The following is a 9,165-nucleotide window of genomic DNA, read 5'->3' on the forward strand; positions in this document are numbered from 1 at the left end:
GTCTTAATGTGCAGGGGCTGCGACCGGGTCAAGCAGGGTACGGCCACCATCGATTGTCAGGATCTGCCCGGTGACGAAACCAGCTGCATCAGACGCAAGATATTGCGCGGTTTCCGTCAGTTCCGTGGCCGAGGCGATACGGGCCAGGGGCGTGTGCTTTTCGATATCGACGCGGTAGTCGCGATTGTCCTTGAGGGTCGATTGTAGCGATGCGCTCATGACCGAACCCAGCGCGATCGAGTTGACGCGGATCCGTTTCGGAGCCAGCGCAACCGCAAGGGACCGGGTCAGCTGATCCAGTGCAGCGGTCGAAACGGAATAGGCCATCAGATCGGGGTGGGTCCGCCGGGCCGCGATCGAGGACAGGTTGATGATCGTCCCCGCCGGGTTTTCGACATCGCCGTCGGCCTGTTTGATCATGCGATTTGCGACCAACTGGCTGAGCCGCAAGGCGGGCATCAGGTTCTGGTTCAGCAGGGTGCGCATCGAATCGTCATCCGGATCCAGCGGATCAGACGGGATCACTTGCCGTGCGCCGTTGACCAGAATATCCACCTGGTCAAACGCATCCAGCGTCGCAGATAACAGGTTGGCTATGGTCAGCTTTTCGCGCAGATCGCCCGCAAAGTACCGGATATTGCTGCCTTCGGCCTGTTCTCCAAGCTCGTCGATCAGGCGTTTTTCATCTATGTCGGCAAACATGACATTTGCGCCCGCATCCGCGAAATGCCGCCCGATGGCCAGGCCGATGCCACTGGCCCCGCCCGTTACGATTGCTGTCTTGCCAGCGATGGAAAAGGACATCCGAATCCTCCTGAATTGGGGCGCAGGTTAACGGGCCTTAACGCCGAGGGCGAGAGGCCTGGAATACCTTGAACCGGTTGTCGCCGGCAATTTCACCGACCTGAGCGAAATGTTCGTTCAGTGTAGCTTCGTAGGGAAGGTGCCGGTTGGCGACCATCCAAAGGGTTCCGTTGCGTGTCAGATTGCGGGCGGCGGAGGTTATAAACCCTTGCCCCAAGGCGGGATCCGCGCTGCGTGAGGTGTGAAATGGCGGGTTCATCACAACGGTGTCGATAGGCTCCGGCGCGGTCCAGGATACGGCATCGCTCCAGTGAAAATGCGCCTGGGATTGGGTGACATTAAGCCGCGCGCAGGTCAGCGCCGCATGGTCCGCTTCGACCAGATGTAACGAGCTTACCCAACCGCGTTTCAGGATCTCCGCAGACAGATATCCCCATCCCGCCCCCAGATCCGCCGCGCGGGGGCCAAGCCGGTCAGGCAAGGTCTTCAGTAACAGGGCCGAGGCAGGATCAACTCCGTCCGCTGAAAACACACCCGGTGCCGTGTAGTATCCGCCAACCATCTGCTGTTTCTGCGCGGCCCAGTCCACAAAGGCCAGATCATCGGCCTGAAACCAGAAAATCTTACCATGTGCTTTGGAAATCGGTCCCTCGACCGGAACCCGCTTGCGCACATCCTTCAATATGCTGTCCACACCATCGGTCTTGGCACCGTCGATGACAACCAGGCCGTTCGCCCGCGCACAGGCCTGCTGAATGAGCGACCGGGCCAGTGCCTTGGCGCGGGGCAGAAAGACAATGGCGTCCTGACAGGGGCCATCTGCGTCGGGCACCGTTTCAAAACCCTGCGCGGCGAAATGGTCGTGAAATGGTTTGAAGGGCTGCACAACTTGTGCGCCGCCCGCCAGCGCAGACAGATCATGGTCGGGCGTGGGGCAAATCACGCTAAGAGGGGGGGACAGCGTCAGGCCGTTTTGCAAGGCAAGTTCCAGACGAGGGGACATGGGCAATTCCGGCTGAGAGAGGCGCGCGCGTCAGGCCAAAGGCCTTACTCTTCGCGTTCCATTGTGCATTGCAAAGGGTGCTGGTGCCTGCGGGCAAAATCCATCACCTGACCAACTTTGGTCTCGGCAATTTCGTGGCTGAAAACACCGACTACGGCCACGCCTTTCTTGTGAACGGTCAGCATGATCTCGAACGCCTGCGCATGGGTCATGCCGAAGAAGCGTTCAAGCACATGCACCACAAACTCCATCGGTGTATAATCGTCGTTCAGCAACAGGACCTTGTATAAAGGCGGACGCTTGGTTTTTGGGCGTGTCTGTACCAGGACGGACGCGTCACTGTCGTCGTCCGGCTTGTCAGACATCATCCAGATCATTTCAAGCATCGTGTGCAACTGTCCGATTCAGGCTTGGGGTTTATCTTGGCGCTTATATAACGTGTGCATGGCTGGTGAAAAGAGCAAGCGGACGTAAACGGGATGACGACCAAGCTGACGACAATCGGGTTTGATGCAGACGACACCCTTTGGCATAACGAACGGTTTTTTCAGCTGACGCAGGCTCGTTTTGCTGAACTCTTGGCCGATCATGCCGATCGTGATCACCTGATGGACCGTCTTCTTGCGGCAGAAAAACGCAACATTCAGCGCTATGGGTATGGCATCAAGGGATTTGTCCTGTCGATGATCGAGACGGCGATCGAAGTCACCGAAAGCCGCGTTCCGGCCTGGGTCATCCGGCAGCTGATCGAAGCGGGGCAAGAGATGCTGGCCCATCCGATCGAGCTGTTACCCCATGCCCGCGAGGCCGTCGAAGGTGTTGCCGATGCGTATCGGGTTATCCTGATCACCAAGGGCGACTTGATCGATCAGGAACGCAAACTGGCCCAGTCCGGGCTGGGTGATCTGTTCGATGGTGTGGAAATCGTTTCCGAAAAGACGCCCGAAACCTATCGGTTCGTGTTCGACCGTCATGGTGATGGCCCGACTGCCGCAATGATGATCGGCAATTCGATGCGGTCAGATGTCGTAGCCCCGATTCAGGCCGGGTGCTGGGGTGTCTACGTGCCCCACGGTCTGGTCTGGGAGGTGGAACATGCAGAAGCCCCGGTCGAAAGCCCCCGATTCCGCGAGTTAAGGGATTTGGGTGATCTGGCCGATCTGTTGCGCGACCTGAAGTGATGTTGCCTTTTCGCCTCAGTTTCACATAAACCCTGCCGCAACCGGGCGCAGTTTTGCCTTTATCGCGCATCTGGTGGTTCTGACGGGAAAATTCGCAAGATATAGCCTCAGCCCAGACGCAAAACGAAACTGCGAAAACCTCAGCTTTCGGTTTATTTCATTGGGTCGCTGTGATAGCCTTGGAGACAATAAAATAAATATTGCTGACCGGGAAAACCCGGCAGCGTGAGGCAGACAGAGGCAAAGATCGTGCAGATTCGGCGGACAGTTCCGGCCCGAATGGGCTTTTTCCTTATAGCGTTGCTATGTGTGCTGGCGTTTGCGCCGCTCAGGTCAATGGCGGCGCCTTATGCAGCTATGGTGATTGACGCCCGAACTGGCGAGGTGCTGCATTCACGAAATGCGGATGCGCGGCTGCACCCGGCCTCGCTGACCAAGATGATGACGCTCTATATCGCGTTTGAGGCAGTGCGAAACGGCGAAATCACACTGGATACACCCGTTCGGATTACCCAGAAGGCGGCGGCCGAGCCCCCGTCGAAGCTGGGCCTGCGCGCGGGCCAGACGATTGCGTTCCGCTATCTGATCCGCGCCGCTGCGGTAAAATCGGCCAACGACGCGGCCACGGCGATCGGCATTGCCATCAGTGGCTCGGAAGCAGCCTTTGCCCGCCGTATGACCCGAACCGCCAAAGCAATGGGAATGAGCCGCACGACCTTCAAGAATGCGCATGGTCTGACTGAGGCAGGGCACCTGTCCAGCGCGCGTGACATGACCACGCTGGGACGGCATCTGCTATATGATTACCCGCAGTATTATAACCTGTTCTCGCGCCAATCGACGGATGCCGGTATCAAGACTGTTCCCAACACCAACCGCCGCCTACTGGCGGCCTATAAAGGTGCGGACGGAATAAAGACCGGATACACACGTGCGGCGGGGTTCAACCTGGTGGCGTCGGCCAAACGCAAGGATGAGCGTATCATCGCAACTGTCTTTGGTGGTAAATCCGGGGCGTCGCGGAACGCCAAGGTTGCGGAATTGCTGGATTTGGGGTTTCGCCGTGCCCCGTCTCGTGCACCTATCCGCAAACCTGAGCGCCCGGTCTATGCGGGCAATGTCGGGCTGGGGGGCGATACCCAAGTTGCAGCGCTGAGCGGAGCACCGAAATCCAGCCTGCGCCCGCTTGGGCGCCCGAGTGCCACAACACAGGTTGCCAGTGCGGTCGCGGTCGTGGCAGACCAGAACAGCGACCGTATCAGCAGCGGCATTGCCGCAGCGATTGCCGAAGCGGATATTGCTCCAACCGCCCCGCCGGTTGAAACGTCGGACACCCGCCCGGCATTGCGCCCGGACAATCTGGTGCTGGCCTCGACCGAGCCCGCCAGCCCTCCAGAGCCCGAGCAGGAAGTGATTACCCGCCTGTCCTCGTCCGGTGGGCATCTGTGGGGGGTCAATGTGGGCCGCTACACCACACGATATGAGGCCGAGAAGATTCTGCTGAAAACGGCGCTGTCGGAAATGACCACGCTGGATGGCAGTCTGCGCAAGGTCAGTCAGAGCTCGCGCGGCTTTGATGCGACATTCCAGGGCATGACGCGGGAACAGGCCGATTTGGCGTGTCGCCGTCTGCAAGCCCGCAATGTCACCTGTTTCATGATCGGGCCATCATAAGGTCCGGCATATTCTCTCCTGTTGGGTCTGGGCTGCGGTCATCCGCGGCCCTTTTTTTAATCGAAGACGTGACCGTGCTGATATTGTTCGTCCTGTCCCGCGGCGGCGGTCAGGGCGGCGACATTGTCCTTGGTGAAGAACCCGTCATACTTGTGACACCGTTCGATATATTCAGTGATCAGCAGCGTGTTCTTCGAGTGTTTCGAGAAGATCTGTTTCAGGTTCGGGTCGTCTTTGCATTCGCCCACCACATGGGCCAGGAACGGCACGCCCTTGTCTTTAAGCGTGTTCACGACAAAGTCGACATTCTTTTCCCCGGCACCATGGTCGCCATCCTTGATCTCGACGGCCATGTGATGCAGGCGACGGCCAAAATTGCGCACAAAATCCTCGGTCGGCATCGGCAGCTTGGCGAATGAGTTGACGAAGGACGGCGTGTTGTTGGCGGTGAAAACCTTGGCCGGAGATTTCTTGTCATCGTCCACATTGGCGTTGCGGTTCACATTGGTGGACGAGTTCATGTCGAAGATGTTGTAAGCCCCCCAGAAATAGTAGGGCACCATGGTCAGGAATTCGAGGATCGCATCCTCGCGCTCACCCGCCAGCACGCGCGTCGCCAGATGATCGATGCCCAGCATCAAGGGCGCTATTTTGCTGTCCGATCCGAACGCGGCTGCCTGATCCAGCCGCGCTTGTTCCGCGTCGCTCAATAACACACGATCACCAAGGCCCAGGCTGTCTGTGTCGTTGAAATCAAGTGTCGAATACCCGACCCGGTTACAGGTGAAATCGGACGGGGTCGTAAAGCGGAAGCCGTCCAATGTGTAGAACGGGTTTTCTGTGTCTCCCGCATATTCGAAGCGGATATTCTGATCCTCAAGCGTCCCGGTCAGCGCCTTCAGATCACAGGCGCCGAAAATCTCGCCAACATACCGCGTTTGCGGCGTATTGCGGGCCAGCGGGTACATGCGATTGATGCGGGGGATGAAGTCTTCGAAACCGGGGCTGAGCGGGGCCATCACGATCAGCGCGGGATAATCGGGATGCGAATGCAGGACCGAAAATTTGTGGGTCTGCCCCAGATAGCTGGCTGTGTGGCGATAGGGTGTCATCACGTAAAGTTCGACCAGCGTATCGAACAGCGCGTCGGTTTCGACCTGCATACAGATTGCGCGCATTGGCCCGACCTGCCCGGCGATGCCCGAGCTTGTCCGGCGCTCGTAGATTTTCGGCAGGTATTCCGCAAAGAAGTCCGAGTTCTTCTTGTCGCCCCGGGGTTGATAGGACATCAGATCAAAGGACATTCGACTACCTCCTTGCGCGACACCCCAACCGGGGCGAGCGATCGTTTGAAATTGTAGGTTTCAGAACATGTGCTTGCCCGTCATGCTAGGCGCTGAGACCTGTACGGGCAACAGTCGTGAAATTGGGTTGCCGACGTTAACGCATGATGGTCAGCGGGTGAATTTCGTCACATCGACACCGCCCCCGATCAGGCTTTCGCGAACGGAGCGGGCGATTTGAACCGCGGTCGGGCCGTCGCCGTGCAGGCAGATTGTGTCGATGGACGTTTCCAGCCGCTTGCCGCTTTCGGTGATGATCGCACCTTCGCGGACCATGTTCAGGATGCGAGGTCCGGCGACGTCGGCGTCGTGGATGACGGCGCCGGGCAGGCTGCGATCAACCAGTGTTCCGTCGTCGTTATATGCACGGTCGGCGAAAATCTCGCCCACCCAATTGCACCCGAGTTCACGCACGGCCTCTTCCTGTTTTGTCGCGGCCAGCACCATGACGATGATATCGGGATCAACATCCAATGCACCCTGATAACAGGCGCGCGCCATATTGATATCGGCTGAACACATATTGGCCAGCGCCCCGTGCAGTTTCAGGTGCCGTACCTTGGTACCAACTGCGGTGGCCATGCCGATTGCGGCCCCCAGCTGATACCGGACCAGATTGCGCAGGTTGTCATGGGGCAACTTCATGTTCCGCCGACCAAACCCCTGTAAATCGGGAAAGCCGGGATGCGCGCCGATGCCTACGTCATTTTCGGCCGCCAGTTTCATCGTCGATGCCATTACATCCGGATCACCGGCATGAAACCCACAAGCGATGTTGGCCGAGGTGATGATTTTCAGCAGGCTTTCGTCATCGCCCATTTTCCAGGGGCCAAAACTTTCCCCCAAATCGGCATTCAGATCGACGCTTGGCATTGGCACATCTCCTTAGTCTGTGGCAGAGATCACTCCGCCGATCAATTGGTAGGACAACAGGTCCGGTATGTCATGGGGATCACGCACCAGTGCCTCGACTTTTGAGGGCAGGCGCGCAAGGTCTGACAGGAACGCTTTGTGCATTTCTTCAGCCTGTTCCATGCTGACAAATTCGAACCGGATGTCGCCGCCTGCGGGTGTCTGTGCCGCGCGGGACATATCGCATGGCAGAACGGTCGCGATACGAGGGTACCCGCCCGTGGTCTGACATTCCGGCAACAGGATGAACGGATCGCCAGTGCCGGTCATCTGGATATCGCCGGGGGTGATCACCTCGGACAGGATATTCAGCTGGCCCGAGGCGGCAAAGCCGTCACCGTCGCTGTCCACCTGCATGCCCATCCGGTTGGCGCGTGCGCCGCGCCGGAAATTGGTTTGGGCAAACCGTTCAAGCGTCGCGCCGTCAAACAAAGATGTCTGAAAACTGGCAACCACATGCAGCACCCCGCCCGAAAACCGCTCGACAGCAGCCAGTTTCATCCCGCTGTTGCCTGCATCCGGTCCACAGGTCAGCCTGTCACCCTGCTGTAACGCCCGGCCAATCCGCGCTGTCAGATGGGTGGAGCGGGACCCCAGAAAAACCTCGGCATCAATACCGCCGCCCAGATGCAGATAGCCGTAGTTTCCAGCCAGCGTCGCCCCGATGACCAGCCTTTGCCCGGCGCTCAGTTGGTGCGAGGCGTTCCAGGCGACAGGGCTGCCATCAATGCTGGCCTGCATTCGTGCGCCAGTCAGGGCGATGCGCGTGTTATGCGTCGCCTCGAACTCGCCTCCCATCCCGGCCATCTCCAGCGCCGCAAGGTTTGGGCTTTGATCCAGCAACGCCGCCCCTTCATGCAAGGCCAGAATATCCGCGGCCCCTGATCGGGACAGCCCCTGATCCAGAAAACCTGTGCGCCCCTGATCCTGAATGGTGCAGGTCGGGCCAATCCGGTGGACAATAAGGCTCATGGCGCAATCTCCTCACAGGTTGCGCCGCCTGTGCCGTCCTCGTTGTTGGCCTTGATGTGTTCCAGAACGTCTCGGGAAACGGGCTCGAACAACAGTTCATCGCCGGGTCTAAGGGTAAAGGCCTCGACCCTTTCGGGACGGAAACACCGAAAGGCGGTCTGCCCGATATGCCGCCACCCGGTTGGCGTCGGCCCGGAAAACAGAACAAATTGCGAGATCGCCAGAACCAAAGCCCCTTCCGGCACCATGGGGGTCAGGCTTTGCAGCCGGGGAATGTTGAATTCGGGTCCCAGAGGCCCAAGATAAGGCTGCCCCGGAGCGAAGCCGATGGTCAGAACCCGCACGCGGGACTGTCCAAGCCGACGTATTGCTTCTTCCGGCGACAGGCCGGCAGCAGCGGCGGCATCGTCAAGCTGGGGGGCAAGGTCGGTCCCGTAAACTGTCGGAACGCGCCACAACCTGCGACCTGCGGGCAGGGGTGTAGTGTACCAGTCTTTCTGGTCAACCAGATCCCGAAGCTTTTGCAGCATTTTCTGATGAGAGATGCGCTGCGTGTCGAACCGAACAAAGGCCGAGCCCAGGGAGGCTGACGACTCGGTCACCTCATCCCAGTGCAGACGATCGACTTCAGACCGAAACGCCAGCGCTGCCCGGTTCGCGGTGTTGGTCATCCTATCCGAAAAGGTCACCAGCGCGCCGTCAAATCCGACGGTTCTGACCAAAGGAAACTGAATGTTGCGCGCCATTGCTGATCTGCTTTCGGATCGAAGAGTGAATTGGTGGAACCTGACCGCATCTTTAGGGGATGCGCAAGACAGGGCGTTCAATAGCGGACATTGTGCCTGTTCCGTCCACATCCCGGCAGGGAGCGACCCGCAGTATTAGGCGTCCGGCGGGGGTGAGAGGTTTTTGACCGGATTCTGGCCGCAGTTCCGACTCGTTTTCCCGTTTCGAGTCGCCCTGACTTGTATCTTGAAATCGCGGAGTCTCTATATCTTGTGTCGGCCCATTTTGTCTTATGGGGCTTGCCAGTCAGATCGTGCCCAAAAGTACCCGGACAGGAGGGTGGAGGTCAATTTTGAATGAATGTAAGCTATTGAAGTAAAACAATAAACAAAGAAAATTCAAAAAAAAGACCAATAACGTCATTTTCCGCTTGCGGGTTTTGAGAGTAATACTTAGAACCCCCTTCACCGGCGCAACTGAGGTTGGCCTGACGGACTGGAAAGACGGTTGAGACGCACCGGAGAGACGGTGGGCATCTGAGGTTGAGGTT

Annotated in this window: 10 protein-coding genes; 2 read left to right on the top strand and 8 right to left on the bottom strand. The window is 58.4% G+C overall.

Features of this window, described 5'->3' with window-relative positions:
• Positions 1-3: 3 nt before the first annotated feature.
• The 3 genes from ACR0ES_RS07315 to clpS are packed head-to-tail and all read right to left on the bottom strand — an operon-like array spanning position 4 to position 2,193.
• On the bottom strand, positions 4-804 hold the full coding sequence (locus ACR0ES_RS07315; RefSeq protein ID WP_480483341.1) for an SDR family NAD(P)-dependent oxidoreductase: 801 nt from the start codon (positions 802-804) through the stop codon (positions 4-6).
• Positions 805-841: 37 nt separating this feature from the next.
• Positions 842-1,807, bottom strand: a complete 966-nt coding sequence (locus tag ACR0ES_RS07320; RefSeq protein WP_480870022.1) for a class I SAM-dependent methyltransferase — start codon at positions 1,805-1,807, stop codon at positions 842-844.
• Positions 1,808-1,851: 44 nt separating this feature from the next.
• A complete protein-coding gene (gene clpS / locus ACR0ES_RS07325; RefSeq protein WP_209598551.1) occupies positions 1,852-2,193 on the bottom strand; it encodes an ATP-dependent Clp protease adapter ClpS in 342 nt (113 codons plus the stop codon).
• A gap of 93 nt (positions 2,194-2,286) precedes the next feature.
• Here clpS and ACR0ES_RS07330 point away from each other — a divergent pair, with 93 nt between their 5' ends.
• The gene (locus ACR0ES_RS07330) at positions 2,287-2,988 is read left to right on the top strand and encodes an HAD family hydrolase (protein ID WP_480773262.1); all 702 of its coding nucleotides are present in this window, start codon (positions 2,287-2,289) and stop codon (positions 2,986-2,988) included.
• 279 nt (positions 2,989-3,267) lie between these two features.
• Positions 3,268-4,662, top strand: coding sequence for a D-alanyl-D-alanine carboxypeptidase family protein (locus tag ACR0ES_RS07335; protein ID WP_480773261.1), 1,395 nt, complete (start codon positions 3,268-3,270; stop codon positions 4,660-4,662).
• Between the two features lie 56 nt (positions 4,663-4,718).
• Here ACR0ES_RS07335 and ACR0ES_RS07340 read toward each other — a convergent pair whose 3' ends face one another.
• The 5 genes from ACR0ES_RS07340 to ACR0ES_RS07360 all read right to left on the bottom strand — a co-directional run.
• Complete coding sequence (locus ACR0ES_RS07340) at positions 4,719-5,966, bottom strand: hypothetical protein (RefSeq protein ID WP_480538884.1); 1,248 nt, start codon at positions 5,964-5,966, stop codon at positions 4,719-4,721.
• A 150-nt stretch (positions 5,967-6,116) separates the two neighbouring features.
• Positions 6,117-6,878, bottom strand: coding sequence for a LamB/YcsF family protein (locus ACR0ES_RS07345; RefSeq protein WP_480538882.1), 762 nt, complete (start codon positions 6,876-6,878; stop codon positions 6,117-6,119).
• Between the two features lie 12 nt (positions 6,879-6,890).
• A complete protein-coding gene (locus tag ACR0ES_RS07350; protein WP_480870024.1) occupies positions 6,891-7,889 on the bottom strand; it encodes a 5-oxoprolinase subunit C family protein in 999 nt (332 codons plus the stop codon).
• On the bottom strand, positions 7,886-8,635 hold the full coding sequence (locus ACR0ES_RS07355; RefSeq protein WP_480870026.1) for a 5-oxoprolinase subunit B family protein: 750 nt from the start codon (positions 8,633-8,635) through the stop codon (positions 7,886-7,888). Before ACR0ES_RS07355 ends, ACR0ES_RS07350 begins: the two co-directional genes overlap by 4 nt.
• Before the next feature lie 347 nt (positions 8,636-8,982).
• The coding region (locus tag ACR0ES_RS07360) for a hypothetical protein (RefSeq protein WP_480486824.1) at positions 8,983-9,165 on the bottom strand (183 nt) is incomplete at its 5' end.

It is taken from the genome of Ruegeria sp. N7 (genome assembly GCF_056531345.1).

What these genes read in the sequence shown, in the direction of transcription:
- ACR0ES_RS07315 (WP_480483341.1), bottom strand. Translation starts at nt 804, where the DNA reads ATGTCCTTTTCCATCGCTGGCAAGACAGCAATCGTAACGGGCGGGGCC.
- ACR0ES_RS07320 (WP_480870022.1), bottom strand. Translation starts at nt 1,807, where the DNA reads ATGTCCCCTCGTCTGGAACTTGCCTTGCAAAACGGCCTGACGCTGTCC.
- clpS (WP_209598551.1), bottom strand. Translation starts at nt 2,193, where the DNA reads ATGCTTGAAATGATCTGGATGATGTCTGACAAGCCGGACGACGACAGT.
- ACR0ES_RS07330 (WP_480773262.1), top strand. Translation starts at nt 2,287, where the DNA reads ATGACGACCAAGCTGACGACAATCGGGTTTGATGCAGACGACACCCTT.
- ACR0ES_RS07335 (WP_480773261.1), top strand. Translation starts at nt 3,268, where the DNA reads ATGGGCTTTTTCCTTATAGCGTTGCTATGTGTGCTGGCGTTTGCGCCG.
- ACR0ES_RS07340 (WP_480538884.1), bottom strand. Translation starts at nt 5,966, where the DNA reads ATGTCCTTTGATCTGATGTCCTATCAACCCCGGGGCGACAAGAAGAAC.
- ACR0ES_RS07345 (WP_480538882.1), bottom strand. Translation starts at nt 6,878, where the DNA reads ATGCCAAGCGTCGATCTGAATGCCGATTTGGGGGAAAGTTTTGGCCCC.
- ACR0ES_RS07350 (WP_480870024.1), bottom strand. Translation starts at nt 7,889, where the DNA reads ATGAGCCTTATTGTCCACCGGATTGGCCCGACCTGCACCATTCAGGAT.
- ACR0ES_RS07355 (WP_480870026.1), bottom strand. Translation starts at nt 8,635, where the DNA reads ATGGCGCGCAACATTCAGTTTCCTTTGGTCAGAACCGTCGGATTTGAC.